This window comes from Kordiimonas sp. SCSIO 12610, from assembly GCF_024398015.1.
GTDB lineage: Bacteria > Pseudomonadota > Alphaproteobacteria > Sphingomonadales > Kordiimonadaceae > CANLMI01.
Window position 1 is genome coordinate 772370 of sequence record NZ_CP073747.1, and the last position, 21596, is coordinate 793965.

Below are 21596 nucleotides of genomic sequence, written 5' to 3' on the forward strand. Positions count from 1 at the left end.
CTTTTTTTTATGGCTGAACTCTTTGTTATCATGAACTTTGAACTGTGTTGGCGCGGATTTATCGCTTGTCACGCGCGCGCATGCTTGCGACACTGATTATATGATTTGAGTATTGATTAGGGAGCATGGAAATATGGCGCACGGATTTGGGAAAAACACAACGGCAGATCAGGTGCTTTCGGGCAAGGATTTATCCGGCAAAACCATGATTGTCACGGGTGCCAACACCGGGATCGGTTTTGAGGCGGCCCGGTCATTTGCCCTCAAGGGCGCGCATGTTATTTTTGCTTGCCGGAATATGGAAATAGGTAAGGACGCAATCACGCGTGTGAAGGCGGAATTTGCTGACGCAAAAGGGGACGCTATGCCGCTTGATCTCGCCTCCTTTGAAAGCATTCGTGCGTTCGCAAGTAACCTGAAGGCACCAAAAATTGACGCGCTCATCTGCAACGCGGGTGTGATCCATAATGATTACCGTGAAACCGAGGATGGTTTTGAAATGACGGTTGGCGTTTGCCATGTCGGGCATTTTCTGTTGACCAGCCTGTTGATGCCAAAGCTGAAAACGGCGGCTTTGGGCGAGGGCACGCGCGTTATCATGGTCGCGAGCGAAAGCCACAGGCAACCCGCAAAACTCAATTTCGATAAATTCCCGCTCTCTAAAGATAATTATGCTTTCATGACCGCTTATGGGCAGGCAAAATTATGCAATGTGCTTTTCGCGAACGAGCTTAATCACCGCTATGCGGGCGAGGGAATCACCGCTTGTTCGTTGCATCCGGGCACGATGATCACAACTGGGATCGCGCGCAACACCATGATCGGTACCATTGCGATGAAACTATTATCGCCGTTTACAAAAAACCCGGAGCAGGGTGCTGCCACAACCGTTTACTGTGCAGCTTATGCAGATATGGGCGACATTGGTGGTGTCTATTTCTCGGATTGTAAACCAAAGAAAATGACCAAAGAGGCCGCAAGCCCAGACACAGCAAAGCGCCTTTGGGATATGAGCGAAGAATGGTGCGGCGAATTTGGGGCGAGTTAAATGTCAATTGAGATCGAGGGGGCTATGCTTGATGAAATACTCAAATGGCCCGAGGAAATCTATGATGCTTTGGTTTTAATTGATCGCCCTATCGTTGTCAAAGTTGGTACTGCTGAGGTGTTAGGTCAATTTGTGATCGAATCAAATTCGTTAGTAATAGAGTTGGCGCAAATAGATGGTGGCGGGGAGGGTGTTTTGCCAGCCATAAACCGTATTGCACGCCGAATAGCCGGATTGAAGAAAGTTGATTATATTGATTGCATCGTGCACGCTGTAAATTGTGTGGACCCGAATCTTAAACTACGAAGTCATTTGCTAAAAACAGGCTTTCAAATTCGCGATCTTCCTCATAAAGGTGAGGCGTATTTCAAGAGGATTACTTTATAAACATACAGACCTAATGGTTAAAATTGTTTCGGTTTAATTTTTCTGGTCTGATTCTCCCTCGTGACATTTCTTACCTTGATTGTTAGTCTCTTTTTGAAGATCGGGTGGGATGAGGCATAGATTGCCTTTACCGATCTAGAATGGGGCATAACTGGGAGGTCATTTCATGACAATTTTCAAAAAGCCGCGCGGGCGATTGGCCGTGTCGGTACTGGCTGCGAGCATGCTCGCGGCAGGCATTACAGGTAGCGCAGGCGCTCAAAAGCGCGAGCTGGTTACCATTAACAAAGATCCATTTCCATCGAGCTACACACGGCTTGAGAGCGTTCCAACGCTGATTACAAACGCAACCGTTCTGGACGGCAAGGGCGGCCTCATGGAAGGCGCTGACGTTCTGATGCAGGACGGTAAAATTAAACGCGTTGGTAAAAACCTTAAGGCACCCCGCGGTGCTCGCACGATTGATGGTACTGGTAAGTGGGTAACGCCGGGGATCATTGATGTGCACAGCCATTTGGGTGTGTACCCAAGCCCGGGCACACAGTCTCATGCGGACGGTAATGAAATCGGCGAACCTGTAACCGCTGATGTGTGGGTCGAGCACTCAAACTGGCCGCAGGATCCGGGCTTTGTGCGCGCGGCAGCGGGTGGTGTCACCGCGCTTCAGCTTTTGCCGGGGTCTGCGAACCTTGTGGGTGGTCGCTCGGTAACGCTGAAGAACGTACCGGGCCGCGTGGCGCAGGATATGAAGTTCCCGGGCGCACCCTACGGTGCCAAGATGGCGTGCGGCGAAAACCCAAAGCGGGTTTATGGAACAGGTGAAAACAACCCAACGCTTCACCGCCCTTACACCCGTATGGGGAACGTAGCGGGATACCGTCAGGCGTTCGCGGACGCACAGGCCTACCAGCGCGAATGGGATAAATATGAGCGCGATTTCAAGGCAGGCAAAGATGTGTTGCCACCAAAGCGTGATATTAACCTTGAAACAATGGCGGGTATCCTTGCGGGTGATATTCTGGTGCATATGCACTGTTACCGTGCGGACGACATGGGCACCATGTTAGACGTGATGAAGGAATTTAATTACCAGATCACAAGCTTCCAGCATGCGACCGAGAGCTATAAAATCGCAGATAAGCTTGCTGAAAACAATGTGTGTTCGGCGATGTGGGCTGACTGGTGGGGCTTTAAGATGGAGGCCTATGACGGTATCCGTGAAAACATCCCATTTGTCCACAAGGCTGGTGCCTGTGCGATCGTGCATTCAGATAGTGAAGAAGGCATCCAGCGCTTGAACCAGGAGGCTGCGAAAGCGCTCGCGGACGGACGCAAGGTTGGTCTGGATATCTCAAAGGCCGAAGCATGGACATGGCTGTCGCTAAACCCTGCGAAATCGCTTGGTATCGATAAAATGACCGGCACGCTTGAGAAGGGCAAGGACGCGGATGTTGTCCTTTGGGACGGTGATCCGTTCAGTGTGTACACAAGTGCAGAGGTCACATTTGTTGACGGTGCACCAGTTTATGACCGCACGAACCCGGACTTTAACCCAGTGATGGACTTTGAGCTTGGTCAACCGGGTGAAGGAGACGTGGAATGAGTATCCTGAAAACATTGAAAGGTGCCTCTGTTGCCGTTGCAATTGCAGGTGCTTCACTCTCTGGTGTGTTTGCCGAGGATATCGCCATCACAGGCGGTACGGCCTTCACGAAGGGCGGCAAAGGCAAGGTTGAAAATGCAACTATTCTTGTCGCTGATGGTAAGATTACGTCGGTTACGGCGGGCGGTGATGTGCCATCCGGTTACCGTGTTATTGACGCATCCGGTCAGTGGGTTACTGTTGGCCTGATGGCTACAGGCACCACGCTTGGCCTTACGGAAGTACCATTATCGGGTAGTTTGAATGACGCGACAGCAGGTAGTGCCAAAAACACTATCGGCCTAGATGTTACCTATGCAATTGATCCATCAAGCACGCTCATACCAGTAACGCGGATTGAAGGGATTACCCGCGCGGTAACTGGCCTGACAAACACCAAGGATTATTGGCTTGGTCAAGGTGCTGTTATTCACCTTGGTAACGGGTTTGATCTTGTTGAAAAACAGGGTGCCTATATCGGCCTTCAGATTAGCGAAGGGGCAGCCAGCAAAGCAGGTGGTAGCCGCGCAGCCTTATGGCAGGAAATCTATGCCAAGCTTGAGGACGCACGTCCTGAGCCGGAAGCGGATGCTAAAGGTGATGAAAAGGCCGAAAAGAAAGATGGCAAAAAGAAAAAACCATCTGCTGAGGCCAAGGCCCTAAAGCGCCTGTTCGACGGTAAAACCAGCCTTATGGTAACGGCGAACCGCGCCGCTGATATTTTGCAGGTTATTCGCCTGAAGAAGCATTTTGGTTTCAATGTTATCCTGAACGAGGGTGTTGAGGCATGGCGTGTCGCGGACGAGCTTGCGAAAGCCGATATTCCTGTTGTTCTTGATGCACTGGAATCACTACCGCAGAGTTTCGAGACACTTGGTGCCACGCAAACCAATGCTGGTCGCCTTGCAAAGGCGGGTGTGACGATCGCGATCACAGGCAAAGGCAGCCATAATGCACGCTTGATGCCGCAGAATGCTGGCAACGCGGTATCAAATGGCCTGTCATGGGAAGCTGCGATGGATGCGATGACTGTGGGCCCCGCTGAAATCTTTGGCCTGTCGGATAGCTATGGCACGCTGGAAGCAGGTAAGGACGCTGATATCGTCGTTTGGGACGGTGATCCGATTGAGGTCATGACAAGCCCAACAGCGGTATTGATCAAAGGCGATCAGATCGAGCTTGTTAGTCGTCAGACAAGGCTTCGGGATCGTTATCTTGACCTAACGCGCTCGCCGCAGTTCAAGAAATAGGTACACGATAAATAGCCATGAAAAGCCGGGTTTTATCCGGCTTTTTGTTATTCTGAGAATACGTTCCAATTTATTTCTGACGTCAATGATTTTACTATTGCAGTATCTAGTGGATTATAACCCCAGACTCGACGGTCTTTATTTTCGCGGCCATCTTTGGGAAGCCACTCGCCGCGAAACATTGTTTCCATGAGAGTGCTTTTTGCTGCCCATTCACGTTTTTGTTCCAGTGACTTAATAAAACTGAGATTTTTGTTTGGTGCTTTTTCATTCTCAATGAATTGTTTTTTGATGAGTTCATCAATATCATCGGGCCGACTGGAAACGCATTTCTTCACAAAAGAGGCAAACAGTTTCTTCTCATTATCTACTAAGTGAATATGATCTTCTATAGCTTTAGATAAATTTTCACGCTCTAAATCCGAAAAAAGCCCATCATTCACGCTCGCCCGAAGTTGATCAGGGTTAGTGAAATACTTATAATTTAGACTTCGTGCACCACTGGTCCACATGTACCTGTCAATTTTTGTATTCCAACAATATTGGCTTTCCTGAGTTTTCTTGCAGTATCCATTGAGACTAAAAGCATCGAGCACGCGCAGTAGAGTGTCTGGTGCTATGAATGTATCTCTTGAGGTAATGGGCGTTTGATAGAAATCAACGAAATCGAAAAAACAGTCTATTGCAAAAAAATAATCAATATCTCTAAGATTTTTGAGCCGTAGTGCCCTAGATGTCATTTCATCGAGTGACAATACAATAACCCCAGTATTATGGTCGTTCTCTAAATCAGGATATTCTATTGCATCTATATCTTCTAACAGAAAACAAGACATTTCCCAAGGTGATTCACCACACCATACACGCCCCTGATCGTTCCTATCATGTGCCAATTTGATAAAATATTCACCGACAAGGCGAGTGATTTCTGCGTATAGGGTTTGTTGATTTTGTGTAAGTGCCATAAAAGCGCCCCCGGACTTTATTCATTAACTATTGGTGTAATAATGATTTGGATGAGCAAGATATAGTCAATTTACTAGATCAAGTCTTCCACCGAGCGGCTTTTTGGGAAAATCACGGAGGCACGGGTGCCCGTATTTGGGGCGCTTTCAATTTCAAACTCAGCGCCGTGAAGTTTGCAAAGTTGATTAACAAGCGACAGGCCAAGGCCGGTTCCACCTGTTGTCTTCACATAAGAATTTTCAGCCTGCTCAAAGGGTTGCATCAGCCGATCAATTTGGCTTGGGTCCATCCCGAGGCCTGTATCAATTACGCAAAAGCGAATACCGCCAGCATCATCAAATTTGGCACTTAAGGTTACCGTTCCACCCCTTGATGTGAATTTAATCGCGTTGGAGAGAAGATTGATCAGGATTTGTTTGATCTTGATCTGATCACCCTTCAAATAAGGAAGGGCTTCATTGTGCAAAAGAATGAAATCCAGCCCCGCTTTGTCAGCAAGGGGGGACGCGTAAATTGTCATTTCCTCGATGATGGTATTAACGTCAATTATGCTTTCATCCAGGTCGGCTTTGCCGGCTTCGATTTTGGAGATGTCGAGAATATCATTGATCAGCGATAACAAATGATTACCCGCCTCTTCGATATTCTGGGCATAATCGTCAACAATATTGTCTGTCAGCTTAATGCCGCTTGAACTTTTAAGAAGCTGCGAAAAACCAATAACCGCATTCAGTGGGGTCCTGAGTTCATGGCTCATGTTAGCGACAAAGTTGGACTTTGCAGCGTTGGCCTGAACGGCGCTTTCACGTGCGTTTTCCGCTATTATTTTTGCCTGTGTCGCTTCTTCGGCGAGTTGTTTGAATTTTTCTTCGTTTTTCTGCGCCAATAACAGCTCGGTTTCGACCTCAGCATTCCTTCGCATGGTTTTGGCGAGTTGGTAAAAAATCCAGACAACAACCGTTTGTCCCATAAGGCCGGTCATAAGAACGATAACGCTTGGGTCGCTGAAACTACGTTCACCAAACACGAGCGCTAAAAGTACCGCGAGCGAGGCGTAAATGATGAAGTTTAACCCAATTTTCCTAATGAGACGGGACTCAGCACCAAAAATAACCGCCAGGTAAAAAATCGGTAGCCAGACAAACAGAATTTCAATGTTGGTATTCGGAACAAGCGCCGCTTCCATGAGGGAAGCAAAAATCATAATCCCCGCATATATTTTGAAGGTTATCTGTAATTTTGTCAGGCTTTTGGCGTCGCTGAAAATAAAGGCGACAGTCAGGCCAAATCCAATGACTGAATAAATGGGGACCAGATAATGTTGAAGCGGGGTCATGAACCCGTTGGTAAGGCCAAGGATATAATAGGCAACAACAGCAAGACAGCTCGCCGATGAGATGGCGATAGTGATCGGCTTTGATAAGCTGAATAGTCTTTTATACATAGGCTGAGTTTCTATCATTCATACATGAAGGTCATGTTGAAACCCATTATAGAATAGCTTCCTTAACCGCTGGTAAATATTCAAAAAATCGTAAGAAAAATCAGGGATTACAGTCTATAAATGCTGTCAATAATCTTATGCGATACTGGGATCAAAGTTTTTGATCTTGAAATTGAAATTTCCGACCTTATATGGTAAGAATAACAAAAGCCCAAAGAGGCTGAAGTAACTACACGACACATATAATTAAAATATATAAGCGAGGAACTTATGACTTTTATTCAGAAAATACGCCAGAAGTTTGCCGGAAATAGTGCAGCAACGATCGTGCGTGATGCACGCCCGCCTGTGAAAAAATTGCAGTATGGCCGCCGTAAAAACATGGTCGATTACCGCGACTTTTAAAAATTACGCTTATCTTCCTAGCCCTTGAATGTTGGCACCCACTGGGTGCCTGCTAACCCTGTTCTACGCGCTTTTTCATATCGCTTTCAATAAGCGTTTTGATCATTGGGCGGTTAAGCGTGCGCTTGCTGTAAGCCGTCAGGTTGTCATACCTTGAAAAATCAAGCTGTGCCTTACCGGCCAGGACAAAAAACCAAGTCAGGTAGGCATCTGCTGCTGAAAAGCGATCGCCAAGCAAATACTCATGGGTTTTTAGTTGTGTATCCAGAAATTTGAACCGTTCGGGCGCTAATGCGCGAATACGGTCTTTCACGGCGTCTGTAGCTTCGCTGTAAAAAACCACGCGGAAAATTTGTTTGTGCAGTTCGGTGGCGCAAAAGCCAAGCCAGCGCAGCATTTGAAAATACATAGGGTCATCGGGGGCAATTCTAAAATCGTCATTTTGGGACTGTGCCTGTATCCACGTAATACAGGCAGATGTTTCGGTCAAAAGGTCACCGTTTTCCAGTTTTAGTGTTGAAACCTGCCCCAGCGGGTTAATGTCATATAGCGATCCGCCTTTATCAAGCGCTTTGGTGCTTAAATTAAGATACTCGATATCAAGGCCAACACCGCCTTCTGCGGCCGCAAAACGGGCGGCAAGTGAGCAGGTAAGGGGCGCATGAAACAGGGTGGCTGGCATGGGATAAACTCCAAAAAATTCCAAGCGTATATTAGGATTTTTATTACTGTGTTTTCTGATCCTATATCATGGCCGAGCATGCCTTGCTAGGCTTTGCCAAGACTGTTCGGATTTGAAAGGGGCTTATAATCCATGCAAATATGCCCATATCAGGTTGATATATTGGTGAAGATGGGGATCTAACATGAATTTTGAAATACTGGACCGGCTACCGATTGAAATACTGATTCATTTGTTCACGGCCTTGGCAGCATTTTTCCTTGGGGGATATCAGTTATTTAGGAAAAAGGGCACAAAGCACCATAAACAGATAGGCTGGCTTTGGTTTGCTTTGATGACAATAACCGCTGTGAGCGCCATTTTTATTCGCGGGTTTGAGGGCACAGGCATGCCCACACTATTCGGATTTTCCCCCATTCACTTGTTTGTTGTCCTGACGCTTTATAGCGTTCCAAAAGCGATTTTCGAGATCAAACGCGGCAACGTGGAAGCGCACGCGAAAAGCGTGAAGGGGCTTTATATGGGCGGTATGGTGATTGCTGGCCTCTTTACGTTCCTGCCGGGCCGCACCATGTGGTACATCTTTTTTGGCGGGTGAATTTGTTTATTTTATCAAGTTACAGTTTATTGTCTTCTGACCCATAACCTGAATAAATAATTTTTCTATTTTATCTTTATGCAGATACCAAGCAGCAATATTATTGGCTTGAGTAATACCTTCTGCTGTTAAAACTAGCTCAGCAAATTCGCTAGAAGTGATCACTCCATTGAGGGGCATTAGGTCATGTGTATTTTGAAACTTATCATTCCTTATACTTCCACAAAATCCCCAATTTACGCATAGGTGCTGTAAGAGATTCTGATAATTCTGTTGAACGTTTGTTGTCATGTAATGCCCCCAAATATATTTAAATAAGAGCAGCATTAAAACTGCTCTTATTTACAGTGTAAGTAATAAGTTTACCCCGCTTTTACACTTTCAACCCACTGGTCGATACGGCGCTCGAGGATGGTAAGCGGAACCGCTCCGCCGCCGAGGACGGTATCATGGAAGCCTTTGATATCAAACTGGTCGCCAAGCGCGGCTTCCGCCTTTTTGCGAAGTTCGATGATTTTCAGCATGCCAATTTTATAGCTTGTGGCTTGTCCCGGTAGTACCATATAGCGGCGCACTTCCGAGCGCGCTTGTGCTTCTGTGATCGCGGAGTTTGCTTTGAAATAGTCAACGGCCTGATCTTCGGTCCAGCCTTTTGAGTGAAGGCCTGTATCGAGCACAAGGCGGATCGCCCGCCAGATTTCAGAACCTAAACGACCAAATTCCGAATATGGATCAGCGTAGGTGCCTTCCATTTCCTTGGCCAGAAGCTCGGAATATAGTCCCCATCCTTCTGAATAGGCGGTAAAGCCCGCTTGCGTTCTAAATGTCGGTACGCTCTCCAGTTCCTGCTGGATTGCGATTTGCATATGGTGCCCCGGCAGGCCTTCATGATAGGCAATAACCTCAAGCTCGCGTTTCGGCATGGCGGTCATATCGGATAAATGCGCGTAATAAACGCCCGGGCGTGACCCGTCTGGCGTGCTTGGGAAATAATGCTGCGCCGCGCCCGGTTGCTCGCGGAAGGCCTCAACACGTTTTACCACAAGGTCGGCCTTGGGCAGGATACCAAAATAGTCAGGCAATTTGGATTTAATGCCGTCAATCGCGGAGGTCGCACCGTCGATATAGCCTTGGCGTCCTTCATCCGTATTCGGGAAATAATAGCGGCGATCTTCCTTGTTATCGCGAAGTTCCTTAAAGAAGGCCTGTAAGTCACCTTCAAAACCAACCTGTTCCTTAACCGCGATCATTTCTGCGCGCAGGCGGGCAACTTCCGAAAGGCCAATTTCGTGGATTTCATCGGCGGTTAAATTGGTTGTGGTGTTGTTCGCCAGACGCTCGTTATAAAAATCAGCACCATTCGGCAATGCGCCAACGCCCGCAGCAACTTCGGCTGTGTTTGCCATATCTTCCTTCTGCCAGGCAATCAGCGCTTCATAAGCAGGTTGCCAGTCGTTCAAAAGGGCAGTGCGGGCGGCACCCAAAAACGTATCAGCTTGAGCCTGATCGATTTTTTCTGCGTCCAACAGGGTTTTCACTTTTGCCTGCGCGTCAGTCCAGATTGCACTGTCATCACCGTCTGTGAACGGGGCACCTGTGATAATTTTCTGTGCGCCATCGATCACCAACTCAAAAGAGAATTTTGGCGGGCGTGTGCCTGCGGCTGCATTTTCCTTTGAAATGTCGATAAGCTGGCGAAGGGCGCGTGCGCTTTCTGAAATACGGCTGATGTAGCCTTCCATGTCTGCTGCTTCGTCAACGCGGTGCAAGGAAATCAGGAAGCGCGGGAAAAACCCTTGAATGGCTGTCATCTGATTAAAGGTATATCCGTTTTTCCTGAATTTATCTGCGGCTTCAGATGTGTTTAACTGATATTCCCAAATGTCCCATGATGTTTTGGCGTCGTCTGACAATTTATTATAATCAAAGTTTGCTTTCATTTCCGCAACGCTCTGGCGTTTCCAGTCCAATTGTTTGTCTTGTGCGGCGTTCGTGAAATCATCCATTTTGTCATTGTTGGTCTTGCGGCCAAGAATGGTTTGCTGGATTGGGCTGAAGGCAACTTCCTGTTCGAACTGTTCTTCGAACCATGCATTAATGCGCGCTGTTTCTGCCTGAATGTCTTCAGCGCTCGGCGCTGCGCTTGTTTGATTTTGTGTTTGCTCAGAGTTGGGCGCTGTGTTGCTATCGCCGCATGCAACCAGTGCTGTTGATGCCATTAAGGCAATAAGAAGATGTTTCATAAACTGTCCCCGCGTTATTGTTTGAAATAGTGTAGTAAGGTTAGTCGTTAGTTTGCTGAAAAGCTTACGGCTGTCAATGATTGCGTGAAGGCGCGTTGGTTTACCTTTTGCCGCAAATAAAGCTTTGATCAATTTCGTTTATCGACCGCGCACCCAAAAGCGCCATGTCCCGTTTGAGGGATGTTATAAAAAGATCAAGGGCCTTATCCACACCCGCTTCGCCGCCAGCTGCTAATCCATACAAATAAGGACGGGCAAAACTAACCGCTTTTGCACCGAGCGCTAAAGCCTTTAGAATGTCCGTGGCCCTTCGAACGCCGCCATCCAAAATAACCTCTGCGTCGCTGCCAACCGTTTGAACAATATCTTCAAGCACTTCAATGGGCGCCGGGGAATGATCCAATTGGCGGCCGCCATGGTTTGAAATTGTAACCGCGTTAAAGCCTGTTTTTACAGCGCGGCGGGCATCATCGGTGCGTACAACACCCTTGATAACAGCGGGGCCATTCCATTCGCCGAGTAACCATTCCGCATCATCCCACGTAAAGCCCGCATGAAGCTGAGCCCCGATAAAATCGATAAGGCTGGTTGCTTCTAAATCAGAATTGATATTTGCATACTTGATCGGTTCACCTGTTAAATAATCCCAAACCCATGCGGGGCTTTTGATTGCCTCCCAGATTTGTTTCACGCCAATCGTTGGCGGGATTGTAAATCCGTTTTTGGGGTCGCGTTCTCGGTTCCCGTGAACGGGTAAGTCTACTGTTAAAATCAAGGCTGTGTATCCGGCGGCTTTTGCCCGATTAATCATCTCTTTCACCAGCGCGCGGTCTTTCCAGACATAAAGTTGGAACCATTTTGGGCCATCAGTTAAGGCAGCAATATCTTCTATGGATACGCTCGATAGGGTTGACAGGGAATAAATAGTTCCGATCTTGCCCGCCGCTTTGGCGACGGCATTTTCACCGGCTGTGTGAAACAGGCGATTGCCAGCGGAGGGCGAGCAGAAAAAAGGAACATCAATTTTCGTGCCGAGGAGGCTGGTTGACATATCTATTTTGTCGACACCCGCAAGGACCTTGTAGGCAAGCCTGTATTCATCGAAGGCTGTTGAATTGTGCTTCAGGGTTTTCTCATCATCAGCACCGCCGTCAATATAGTCAAAAACCATCTTGTAAGCGCGTTTCCTGGCAAGCGCGCGAAGGTCATGAATATTTTGAGCGTTTTCGATAGCTTTATTCATTAGGCTTCTCTGTTGATGGTTGTTGGCCCCACGTTATGAGTATGCGTTAATTTGTGCTTTTAAACCATTGTTTGTCAATGTGCCCCTTTCTGGACATGATTGAATTTTACCTATTGCCAATATGAAAAAATGCGGTGCATGGTTTGTCCGGGCACCCATTCATATTGATGGGGAAGATTTGGGGGATAGTAGGGGAGCTACAGTATGCGAGTTTTGTCAATGTTGGGGTTGGCGGCAGTAATAACAACGTCAGTTTATAATGAGCCTGTTTCCGCCTTTCAAAAACAGGAGCCTATCCAGTTTGAACAACAGGAATTGAAACTAGACCACGATGTGAATGGAAGTGTACTGGCGCTTTCCATGCAAACAGCCGATCAGATGAACCTTGTTGTGAAGGGGCAAAACGAAGACGGGCAAAAAATATTCTCCATATACGGCCTGAATGATAGCGGGAAACTTTCGCCTACACCAGCGCACCAGATTACCATGCCGGAAGATGCGCTTTTTTACGATTTTGGCGCGGTCTTTGAAAAGGATATTCAGGTTCTGTTGTTTCTGAACCATGAAGGGGTTCAATATTACGACGTGTCGGATAAATCCATAAAGCCGCTTGTGATGTCGCCGTCCATTTATCTGAAAGGCGAAAACCCACAGCTTCAAAGTCTGGACTTTGCCCGTGATGTATCAGGGGACGAGGTCGCAGATATTTTAATCCCCGGTTTTGATGGCTACCGCCTGTTTACACTTAATCAGGTGGGTGGTTTCAGGGAACAACTATTAAATATGCAGGTGGAAATGCGTATTGGCGGCGCCAACCCGCGCTTCGCTGGTGGCAGTGCACCCCGCTTTAGTCGCTTCCCGTCTTATAGTTTTGATATCAATTTTGATGGCCGAGATGACCTTGTTTTCCTGAAGGATCAGGATTTCATCAGCTTTTTTCAAAAAGAAGACGGCACATTCGAAGAGGATGCTACCAATATTCCGTTGGGGCTTCGGGTTACGGGAAATAGCTGGGTTGAACAGATCAAAGCGAATGAGCGCTACGCGGATCAAACCAATTTGGTTGAAACCAGCATCCATGTGATTGAAGACCTGAACGGCGATGATATCGTCGATATCATGACGGAAACAGATAACGCGGCCGGCGTGTTTAATCGCCGAACGAGCTATAGTATCCATCCTGGTCGTAATGATGGTGGTAAGCTAGCATTTGACGCGGAACCAACATCAACGTTTGAAGTGAAAGGTCTTCGCTATCAAACCCGACATGTTGACCTTGATAATGACGGGAATACAGATTTTGGGGCTGCTTCTGTCAAAATTGGCATCGGTAAAATTATTGGCGCGCTTATTTCTGGCTCAACGGACGCAACGCTTAGTTTCTTCAAGCACGGCAGTGACGGGCGCTTTTCCGAGAAACCGATTTATACCAAAGGTGTTCCCGTTAAATTTAACTTGTCATCCGGGAATACATCGATCCCATTTGTTGAACTTGCGGATGTTACGGGTGACGGGCTGGAGGATCTTTTGCTGAATGACAAGCAAAAAGGCATCAAGATATATCGCGGCCAGAATGAAAAACGGGTTTTTGCCCGCAAGGCCGAGAAAATAGCAGTTGAAATGCCTGCTAGTGGTAACCGCATTAACGTTGTTGATTTGAACGGCGATGATGAGAGCGACCTGATTATTCACTTCGATCGGCTTGGAAGCGACGGTTTGGAAAATAGAAACCGTGTGATTATAATGATGTCCAAATAATCTTGGTGATAGTAATTTAGGTTACTAATCCGGTATAAATGTTTGATTTCTATGAACGATGACAATGACATTATTGAACTACGCGTTTTAAGTGACGCGGATATTGATCCCTTTTTTCGGGAAATCAATGATTTCGATATTGTTAAAATGACAGGATCAATACCTTTCCCTGTAACGCGCGAGTGGGTAATCGAGCGTTTTGAAACCAAGAATAAACAAGAAAAAGGCGGCGGTGTTGCGGACCGAGCTTTGTATTGGCGGGATCAATTCATTGGTAACGCTGGATACTTTACCAATGAAGACGACAATATCGAGGTTGGTTACTGGATTGCTCGGCCATTTTGGGGGCAGGGGCTTGCAACCCGTGTGACCCATTTGATTGTGGAATTAGCACGTTCCCACGGCCATAAGGGGACGCTTTATGCCGGGCATGCAAAGGATAACCTCGCGTCGGGACGGGTGCTTGCCAAGGCCGGGTTTATACCAGACGGCGAAAATGTATTTCGCCCCTTGTCGCGAGGCGAGGATGTACCGTGTTGGCGCTTGAAACTGCCACCGTTGAAAACGGATGACTAAGTTTAATGGTGGCTTCTTCGCCTTTATGATCACCTTCCGGTGATGGCGGGTGCTTGGGCTGGTCAATATGATGAAAATTTAATAGGATGCGCACATTCTAAAGCCATAAGTGGCACCATAGCCTGAACAGGGAGGACGGCGATGATGAAAAAACTTTTGATGACAGCAGCAGTTATTGGTTTTGTAGCACAAGGGGTGACGGCAACAGAACCTGCGGGCGCAATATTGGACCATCACGGTAAGAAAGCTGACCTTAGTCAGATTTTGGATGCACAGCCTGATGCAAACAAAGCGCGCTATAAATATCGCCATCCCAAGGAAACAATTGAGTTTTTTGGTATCAAACCGGGCATGACGGTTGTGGATACACTCCCGGGCGGTGGGTATTATTCCCGTATTCTTCTGCCATACCTCGGCGGTGATGGGAAAGTGATCGGCGCTGATTATGCCGTTGATATGTGGAAGCTTTTCGGTGGTTTTGCCAATGAGGAGTTTCTGGAAAATAAGAAAACTTGGCCCGCTACCTGGACAAAGGATGCTGAAGGCTGGCGCGGTGAGGGTGACGCTTCTGTAGGGGCATTTGCTCTTGGCTCAATGCCTGATGAGCTTGCAGGTACGGTTGATGTTTTCATGTTTGTTCGCGCCTTGCACCATCTTAATCGTTTTGAAGACGAAGGCGAATATTTCACCAAAGCCCTGAAGGACGTTAAAAAAGCACTGAAATCAGGCGGTATTGTTGGCGTAGTGCAGCATAGCGGACCTGAAAGCAATGACAATAAATGGGCAGAAGGCGATAATGGATACCTGAAGCAAAGTCAGGTGATCGCTTTCATGGAAGCAAATGGTTTTGAATTTGTGGGCTCTAGCGATGTGAACGCAAATCCGAAAGACAAGCCTACAAATGAAGACTTTGTATGGCGCCTGCCACCAGCATTAGGAACAAGCCGCAATGACGCTGACCTGCGGGCTAAAATGGAAGCGATTGGTGAAAGTAATCGCATGACCCTGAAATTCCGCAAGCCATAAATTATTTCGTAATTTGAAATGAAAAAGCGCATCAATTTGGTGCGCTTTTTTGATGGATGTACGTTTCTTTAACAAATATGATTTTTGGTCAGTATTGATAGGGCTACCCCCAAAGGTTGGTATAGAGGTCAATCATATAGTTTTACCGTGCTGCAGAAAAAATACCATCTCGCCAGACAAGTGCCCGATAACAACCGGGGCCAATCAATTGGCCTTGACGGTATGTTGAAACCGGACGAACGGGTTTGCGGCTATTGCAGTTTTCTTCTGCTTCACGGATCAATAGTATGTTTTCATCATCAAAATCGACAATTTGATAGGCGGTTGTTGGGAATTCATGAATGGTGTAATCAGACGTTTCAGACATAATCAGCGTTATCCGCTGATTGCGTAAACGGGAATTGGTTCGATAGGATCTTGCGTTTCCTCGATCACAATCAAAGGCATTTCCATCAATCAGATAATCTTTGATGCCATCACCATTCAGGTCAATATCGTTTCTAACCGCGCTCGTCTTCATGGAAAACGCCCCGCGCATACCGCGGCATCTGGTTCTGGCGTCTTCGATGATTTCCTGAATGGCTGTGGGTTCGCGTTCAGGCGCGTTTTGCGCGTTCGCGTCTGTGGTGGTACCGAATAACAAGGCCGCACCAAGGGCTATAGATTGAAACGAGAGCATAGTATTACGCATGACAGTATCCATTTCGCCAATATCTATTTACCAGTCCTTAGTGACCAGCCTTCATCCTTTGAAGAATAGATAAGCTTTATTCTATTCAGAGGAAGGCGACAAAAACAAGGCACGATTGTTTGAAGGGCAGCGAGTGTTTTTGTTATTCACCGCGCTGCAAGGTAAAACCAAGGCTATCAACCGCAGCTTCATTCTGGAAAGACTGGTATGATTGCTCTTTGGTGAACATTGAATTTACAAGACTATTCGGGAAGGTTTGAATGCCCGTGTTAAAGGCCTCTACATTACGGTTAAAGATGGTAATTGCAGCGGCGATATTTTCCTGTAATTCGCTGATTTCCTTCATCAAGGATTTGGTGATCGATGCCATTTCAAGGTTGGGATAGGCTTCAACTGCAACTTTGAAGCTTCCGAGCATACTGGCTGTGTGGGTTTCAATTGCCTTCAGGTCATCGGTACGTACCTCGCCGCTTGACGCCTGATCAATCGCGGATCTGAGCGCGGTGATTTTGGATAACAGTTCGCTTTCATGCTCTTTGTATTCGGCGGCATGCTTTTCAAGTTCTGGCAGTGTCACATTTTTTTGCCGTTCATAGGTGATTACGTTAGACCAGGATCGCACCACCGTATTACGCCGACTAATGATACCATTGTGGATGGTGATGATCATGATCACTAATAAAACGAGTATGCCGATAAAGATAAAAAGCGTTTCCATCCTATTTCCTCCTGTCAAATTAACCCCAAGGTGCAGTGTTTTTTGATGTGTGGTAATCAGTGAAATTACTATCGCTATATTTCATCAGGGTATGAACGATATCAAGGGTCATATCCAGTTTACCAAGGTTGGTGTGTCCTTTGATTTCATCTGCGAACGCCTGTGGGTCTTCCAGCCCATATTTTCGCAGAGCGCGCAGCGTATCACCATTGGTGAAGGACAGGCATAAATCCCCTTCACTATTAAATTCCAGGTTAATGCTGTGATGGAGGGCATCTAACCGTTCGATCTCAACAATAATTTTAGGGCTTAGGAATTTGGCTGCAATTTGCTCTGATCCAGCGTAAACGCCGAATTTTTTATTGAAATCAATCGATGCTGTTTCCCAAAAAATACCTCGGTGTTTGTTTCGGTCTTGCACAACCGCGATACTGCGGGCGAACTGAAAGGGAATGATAAAGGCAAACCGATCAAAGTGATCATATACGGTGCGGGTTCGAATTTGGGTTTTGCCATTGACGGTTGTTGTATAGGTTTCCCGGCGTTTGTTTACATAATGGAAATGATGATAGCGATAATCGAAACTATGCTCCTCACCTGTATAATGGCCCTTAAGCGTGCGGCGGATTTCGCGTGTATGATTTCCGCGCTGAAAATCCAGAAACTGTGAACCAAGCCGTCTTGCCGCCATTTTGCCGCCAACAGGTATGTCAGTCAGGCCATTATCGAACAAAATGGTTTTGGTATGAATGTCATCAGATAGTTGACTTAAGCTGCTGCGCCGGGAGAATATAACCCACAAATATGCGATCAATGTTACTGCGCCAATAACACCCGCGATTACCAGCATAATCTCTAGCGTTGGTTCCTGACTACCAACAATAGCGGCAATCAGTGAAATAATAAGCAAGGGTAGGCAAACAATATGGGTGGTTCGGTTGTCGAACTTCACAGGTGTTTTAAAGCCTTCAAGGAACTTAATCGCTTTTAGAAGGTCATCATCACTCTGTGCCTTTTGAACCTGGGCGTCTATTTTAATAAGGGCAGTTTTCAGTGCTTTGTTATGATTTTTCGGTACTTCTGTATCAGTCAATGATCGGCCCCAAATATTCGCTTTTATCTGTTAATAGCAAACATGCAATTATGTGTTGAATATTATATAACCAAATTGCTTCAACATGAAAGCCCGTGATTTAGAAGAGGTCAGAATATAATAAAATCGACGGTTTCCGACTATGCTTTGGGTGTAATTTGACCTGCTATGATCTGTCATATAAGAGAGTAGCTACGCTTGTTTGCACAAATGCAATATCGCTCATATTCCATAGCGGGTATGGATATTGCCGGGGATAATATGCAGGAAGACTTCGATAGTTTGAAGAGCGATATGACGAAGGGTTTGATGGCGCATTGGCATCAGATTAAAGGTCATAAACCGATGGCTTCGCGCCTTGACTTCAATCCTGCTGAAGTGGAACCACAGATACTTCCCCACATCATATTGTTCGACGTATTTTATGAGCCCCTCGATTTTCGCTATCGGGTGGTTGGTACCAAGGTTGTCCGTTATTCGAGCCGTGATTACACCGGGGAAAACCTAAGCGATATTGAGCATCAGCGCGAGGGCAGTCATCTTTGGAAAATGCTTAAGCAGACGGTTCTGGAACAGAAACCGATGGTAGCATGCTCACCGTACGCGGGACCGCAAAAAGATTTTATGGCATCAGAAGACGTTCTGATGCCGTTAACTGATGAGCAGGGTAAGGTTAGATACATTTTGGCAGCGGTAGATTTTTTAAGCCGTTAATCGCCATACTTACCCACGCCCTCAATTTATCCATATCCCCGATTTATTCATGCTCTGATTATTCATGCCCCCAGGGTGCTGGCGGCGGTGTGATTGGTGCCGTTAGGTCAAAGGACACGCGGAATAACCGATTTGGCCTCGATAATTCGTAAATGAAATGCTTGCCTGCCTCAACCTCAACGGCCCAGACATTATCAACCGAAACGGTTAAGCCTTCACGTTGGAACATAGTTTTTGAAAAATCGTCTGCTGGGAATTCCTGCCGGACATTGGTCCCTTTTGTTGCCGTAGTGCCGCCATATTGAGTGACTTTATCGGGCACGCCGTCTTCATGGCGGTGATCATGCTTCAGCGTCAGGTGCTTACCGTTCATGCTTATTACCCATGTTCGTGAACGGTTTTTGCCAACGTGAAAGGGAATTTTGATTTCTGTATCACTGCATTCCCGCACATGCATCACAAGGGTTTCCTTCGCAATCGCCGTGTCTGCAGCATCGCTAGAGATCACCTTGCCTTCAAAGGCCTGACCACAGAGACCCTGAAGCGACGCCATAAACTCAGTTTGTGTGTCGTCTGCTTGTAGGGACGATGTACTGATTAATATCGTGGCTGCTGCGATAATCGAATGGCGCATATGATTTCCTTATCGTGAGAGTATTCGGTGGTGGCCTTATGTTACTTTTATGATTTGGCCGTTTTATGAACAGCGGTTTTGATAACCTCGCCCAAGGCTTTAAATGTTTCTTCCCTTGGGTTGGTGCGCCGCCAGATCAGGCCAATAATACGTGTTGGCAGGATGTCGCTGAAGGATGCGATATCAATATCAATCCCGTCAGTAAGGCCTGCGTCAACTGCCATGCCCGGCAGCAATGTTGCACCGTGGCCCGCGGAAACCATTTGAACCATTGTATGAAGGCTGGTGCCTGCAAGTTCGCTTTTGGCGCGGTTCCCAACCAAGCGGCAGGCATCAAGCGCATGTTCCCTGAGGCAGTGGCCTTCTTCAAGTAGCATAAGCCTTGTGTTATCAAGGTCTGAAGTCTTGATCGTTTCGCCTGGTGCCTCACCTTTCGGGAAGGCAGCGACAAAGGGGTCCTGAAATAAGGGCATTTCTGCGGCGTCACCACATGCGAACGGGAGGGCGTATAGAACGAGGTCCAGCTCGCCCACACGCAACAGGTCACACAGGTCACCTGATTTATCCTCTCTCAGGTGCAGCTCCAGATCAGGAAGCGCCTTTGATATTTCCGGCATAATGCGCGGCAGAAGGAAAGGAGCAATCGTTGGAATAATACCCAAGCGGATTATGCCCTTCAGCGGGTCCTTGGACGAAGACGCCATATCCGTCAGGTCATCTACATCATTCAATATCTGCTGCGCACGCCGAACCGTTTCCTCGCCGAGGGCGGTGAACATAACGCTTCGTTTCGTGCGTTCAACAAGCTGCGCACCGAGCAAACTTTCCAGTTCCTGAAGGCCCGCACTTAAGGTTGATTGGGTTACATGACAGGCTTCTGCGGCTTTGCCAAAATGATTGGTTTTGTGAAGCGCGCTTAGGTAACGCAGCTGTTTCAAGGTTGGAGGAAAGCTCATCGAAAATCCCGATTACTGATCACAATTCAATTTGTTGGATCGATTTTATCAGAATGTGCATATTTAGCAAGAGCCAAGCAGCAGCGGCCTTTCAAATTCTTCTGATTGCGCCAAGCTGCTTGAAATAAAGATGAAAACAAATTTTTAAAATATAAGTTTCAGGAGTTATAAAATGTTGACAGTAGGTGCAAAAGTTCCGGCGTTTGATTTAGCAGCGGTAGCAGATACATCGCTTCCAGTGGATGGTTTCCCGCGTTTAACAAACGAAAGTTTCCCGGGGAAATGGTCTATCCTTTTCTTCTGGCCAAAAGATTTCACTTTTGTTTGCCCAACAGAAATCCTTGCGTTCAACGAATTGGTTGAAGAATTTGAAGACCGTGACGCGGTATTGCTCGGCGCAAGCACAGACACAGATTTTGTTCACCTTGCGTGGCGCCAAAGCCGTGAAGATTTGGGCGCTGTTAAGTTCCCTTGGCTTGCGGATGTGAAGAAGGAATTATCATCTGCGCTTGGTATTCTGGACCAGGAAGAAGGTGTTGCCCTTCGTGCGACATTCATCGTGGACCCAGAGGGCATTATCCGGTTCGCAAGTGTGAATGACCTGAATGTTGGCCGTAACCCTGATGAGGTTCTCCGTGTTCTGGATGCGCTTCAAACAGATGAGCTTTGCCCATGTAACTGGCAGGGCGGTGATGAAACGCTTAACCCTGCTGCATAAACAGCATTGGAAGGTGCGTATATCGCATCAAAGTAAGACTACGCTCCTCGTCTTTTTTCCCTCCCATTCCCTAGTCCCCGGGCGGGGAGCGTAGTTTGAAAATAAACAGAATATCGACAGAGAGTGATACAATGATTGACCAAATTAAAAATATAATTCCGGCCTATGCCAAAGATCTGAAATTGAACCTTTCCTCGCTAATGAGAGAGGAAAAGCTGACAGCAACCCAGCGTATTGGTGTATTGCTCGCTTCTGCGCTTGCTGCCCGTAATTCCTCTCTCATCTTTTTGGCGGAACAGGAAGCCCGCGCAAATATCGGCGATGAGGCAGAGATTGAAAACGCGAAGGCTGCGGCATCAATGATGGCGATGACCAATATCTATTATCGTTTCCTTCATATGGCGAAGGATAAGGAATATGGCACAATGCCAGCAGGCCTTCGGATGAATGTGATTGGCCGCCCACCAGCAGACAAAGTGAATTTTGAATTATATTCGCTTGCGGTATCTGCGATCAATGGCTGTGAGTTTTGTGTTGCTGCCCACGATGAGCAGTTGAAGAAAGCTGGGCTTACCCGCGAAGCGATCCAACAGGCCATTCGCTTGTCCGCAACTGTGCACGCAATCGCAGCCACACTGGACGGCGAAGCGGCGCTTGCTGATAATCTGGATGCAGCCGCATAAACAAATTATATGCTGAATTTCGTACGAAAGGGCTATGCACTCGCATGGCCCTTTTTTGTTATTAGAATATGGCCAATGTAAATTGCCCTAATTTGGTCACATTCCTGTTTCTTTATTGCAT

General features: G+C 47.0%; 23 protein-coding genes. 12 read left to right on the plus strand and 11 right to left on the minus strand.

From position 1 onward, the window contains the following. Window positions 1-133 precede the first annotated feature (133 nt). The 4 genes from KFF44_RS03565 (at window position 134) to KFF44_RS03580 (ending at window position 4327) form a co-directional block, all read left to right on the plus strand. Window positions 134-1048 (plus strand): SDR family NAD(P)-dependent oxidoreductase, encoded by a 915-nt coding sequence (locus KFF44_RS03565; RefSeq protein ID WP_255937335.1) that lies wholly within the window; start codon window positions 134-136, stop codon window positions 1046-1048. Then, on the plus strand, window positions 1049-1435 hold the full coding sequence (locus KFF44_RS03570) for a hypothetical protein (RefSeq protein ID WP_255937336.1): 387 nt from the start codon (window positions 1049-1051) through the stop codon (window positions 1433-1435). It abuts the gene before it with no gap. A 223-nt stretch (window positions 1436-1658) separates the two neighbouring features. Further along, entirely contained in the window at window positions 1659-3038 is a 1380-nt protein-coding gene (locus KFF44_RS03575) for an amidohydrolase (protein WP_370691139.1), read from the plus strand. After that, window positions 3035-4327, plus strand: a complete 1293-nt coding sequence (locus tag KFF44_RS03580; protein ID WP_255937342.1) for an amidohydrolase family protein — start codon at window positions 3035-3037, stop codon at window positions 4325-4327. The genes KFF44_RS03575 and KFF44_RS03580 overlap by 4 nt, the downstream gene beginning before the upstream one ends. 47 nt (window positions 4328-4374) lie before the next feature. Here KFF44_RS03580 and KFF44_RS03585 read toward each other — a convergent pair whose 3' ends face one another. Both KFF44_RS03585 and KFF44_RS03590 read right to left on the minus strand, forming a co-directional pair. Beyond that, a complete protein-coding gene (locus tag KFF44_RS03585) occupies window positions 4375-5292 on the minus strand; it encodes a hypothetical protein (protein ID WP_255937344.1) in 918 nt (305 codons plus the stop codon). A 74-nt stretch (window positions 5293-5366) separates the two neighbouring features. Further along, the gene (locus KFF44_RS03590; protein WP_255937345.1) at window positions 5367-6737 is read right to left on the minus strand and encodes a HAMP domain-containing sensor histidine kinase; all 1371 of its coding nucleotides are present in this window, start codon (window positions 6735-6737) and stop codon (window positions 5367-5369) included. Between the two features lie 270 nt (window positions 6738-7007). On the opposite strand from KFF44_RS03590, the gene KFF44_RS03595 reads away from it, so the two are divergent. Further along, window positions 7008-7142: a hypothetical protein gene (locus KFF44_RS03595; RefSeq protein ID WP_255937347.1), complete on the plus strand. Its 135-nt coding sequence runs from the start codon at window positions 7008-7010 to the stop codon at window positions 7140-7142. 52 nt (window positions 7143-7194) lie between these two features. Here KFF44_RS03595 and KFF44_RS03600 read toward each other — a convergent pair whose 3' ends face one another. Further along, window positions 7195-7824: a glutathione binding-like protein gene (locus KFF44_RS03600; protein ID WP_255937348.1), complete on the minus strand. Its 630-nt coding sequence runs from the start codon at window positions 7822-7824 to the stop codon at window positions 7195-7197. 184 nt (window positions 7825-8008) lie between these two features. Between KFF44_RS03600 and KFF44_RS03605 the strand changes: the two genes are divergently transcribed. Further along, window positions 8009-8422: a DUF2306 domain-containing protein gene (locus tag KFF44_RS03605; RefSeq protein WP_255937349.1), complete on the plus strand. Its 414-nt coding sequence runs from the start codon at window positions 8009-8011 to the stop codon at window positions 8420-8422. Window positions 8423-8428: 6 nt separating this feature from the next. Here KFF44_RS03605 and KFF44_RS03610 read toward each other — a convergent pair whose 3' ends face one another. The 3 genes from KFF44_RS03610 to KFF44_RS03620 form a co-directional block, all read right to left on the minus strand. Beyond that, window positions 8429-8713, minus strand: coding sequence for a hypothetical protein (locus KFF44_RS03610; RefSeq protein WP_255937350.1), 285 nt, complete (start codon window positions 8711-8713; stop codon window positions 8429-8431). Window positions 8714-8784: 71 nt separating this feature from the next. Then, the gene (locus KFF44_RS03615; RefSeq protein WP_255937351.1) at window positions 8785-10665 is read right to left on the minus strand and encodes a DUF885 family protein; all 1881 of its coding nucleotides are present in this window, start codon (window positions 10663-10665) and stop codon (window positions 8785-8787) included. A gap of 100 nt (window positions 10666-10765) precedes the next feature. Next, window positions 10766-11908 carry an alpha-hydroxy acid oxidase gene (locus tag KFF44_RS03620; protein ID WP_255937352.1) on the minus strand — a complete coding sequence of 381 codons (1143 nt, stop codon included), beginning with the start codon at window positions 11906-11908 and terminating at the stop codon, window positions 10766-10768. 204 nt (window positions 11909-12112) lie between these two features. Here KFF44_RS03620 and KFF44_RS03625 point away from each other — a divergent pair, with 204 nt between their 5' ends. From KFF44_RS03625 to KFF44_RS03635, 3 genes are all read left to right on the plus strand, one after another. Beyond that, a complete protein-coding gene (locus KFF44_RS03625; protein WP_255937353.1) occupies window positions 12113-13666 on the plus strand; it encodes an FG-GAP-like repeat-containing protein in 1554 nt (517 codons plus the stop codon). A gap of 51 nt (window positions 13667-13717) precedes the next feature. Next, window positions 13718-14242 (plus strand): GNAT family N-acetyltransferase, encoded by a 525-nt coding sequence (locus KFF44_RS03630; RefSeq protein WP_255937355.1) that lies wholly within the window; start codon window positions 13718-13720, stop codon window positions 14240-14242. A 141-nt stretch (window positions 14243-14383) separates the two neighbouring features. After that, entirely contained in the window at window positions 14384-15268 is an 885-nt protein-coding gene (locus tag KFF44_RS03635; protein ID WP_255937357.1) for a class I SAM-dependent methyltransferase, read from the plus strand. Window positions 15269-15410: 142 nt separating this feature from the next. Here KFF44_RS03635 and KFF44_RS03640 read toward each other — a convergent pair whose 3' ends face one another. The 3 genes from KFF44_RS03640 to KFF44_RS03650 form a co-directional block, all read right to left on the minus strand. Beyond that, window positions 15411-15959, minus strand: coding sequence for a hypothetical protein (locus KFF44_RS03640; protein ID WP_255937359.1), 549 nt, complete (start codon window positions 15957-15959; stop codon window positions 15411-15413). Between the two features lie 142 nt (window positions 15960-16101). Beyond that, window positions 16102-16677 carry a LemA family protein gene (locus tag KFF44_RS03645; protein ID WP_255937361.1) on the minus strand — a complete coding sequence of 192 codons (576 nt, stop codon included), beginning with the start codon at window positions 16675-16677 and terminating at the stop codon, window positions 16102-16104. Between the two features lie 19 nt (window positions 16678-16696). Beyond that, entirely contained in the window at window positions 16697-17770 is a 1074-nt protein-coding gene (locus tag KFF44_RS03650) for a DUF3137 domain-containing protein (RefSeq protein WP_255937363.1), read from the minus strand. A gap of 198 nt (window positions 17771-17968) precedes the next feature. On the opposite strand from KFF44_RS03650, the gene KFF44_RS03655 reads away from it, so the two are divergent. Continuing rightward, a complete protein-coding gene (locus KFF44_RS03655; RefSeq protein WP_255937365.1) occupies window positions 17969-18484 on the plus strand; it encodes a PAS domain-containing protein in 516 nt (171 codons plus the stop codon). 58 nt (window positions 18485-18542) lie between these two features. Here the strand turns inward: KFF44_RS03655 and KFF44_RS03660 are convergent, their stop codons facing one another. Further along, window positions 18543-19118 (minus strand): hypothetical protein, encoded by a 576-nt coding sequence (locus KFF44_RS03660; RefSeq protein ID WP_255937366.1) that lies wholly within the window; start codon window positions 19116-19118, stop codon window positions 18543-18545. Window positions 19119-19165: 47 nt separating this feature from the next. Further along, window positions 19166-20074: a hydrogen peroxide-inducible genes activator gene (locus KFF44_RS03665; RefSeq protein ID WP_255937367.1), complete on the minus strand. Its 909-nt coding sequence runs from the start codon at window positions 20072-20074 to the stop codon at window positions 19166-19168. 172 nt (window positions 20075-20246) lie between these two features. Here KFF44_RS03665 and KFF44_RS03670 point away from each other — a divergent pair, with 172 nt between their 5' ends. Both KFF44_RS03670 and KFF44_RS03675 read left to right on the plus strand, forming a co-directional pair. Beyond that, a complete protein-coding gene (locus tag KFF44_RS03670; RefSeq protein WP_255937368.1) occupies window positions 20247-20792 on the plus strand; it encodes a peroxiredoxin in 546 nt (181 codons plus the stop codon). A 131-nt stretch (window positions 20793-20923) separates the two neighbouring features. After that, on the plus strand, window positions 20924-21475 hold the full coding sequence (locus KFF44_RS03675) for a carboxymuconolactone decarboxylase family protein (RefSeq protein ID WP_255937369.1): 552 nt from the start codon (window positions 20924-20926) through the stop codon (window positions 21473-21475). Window positions 21476-21596: the final 121 nt, after the last annotated feature.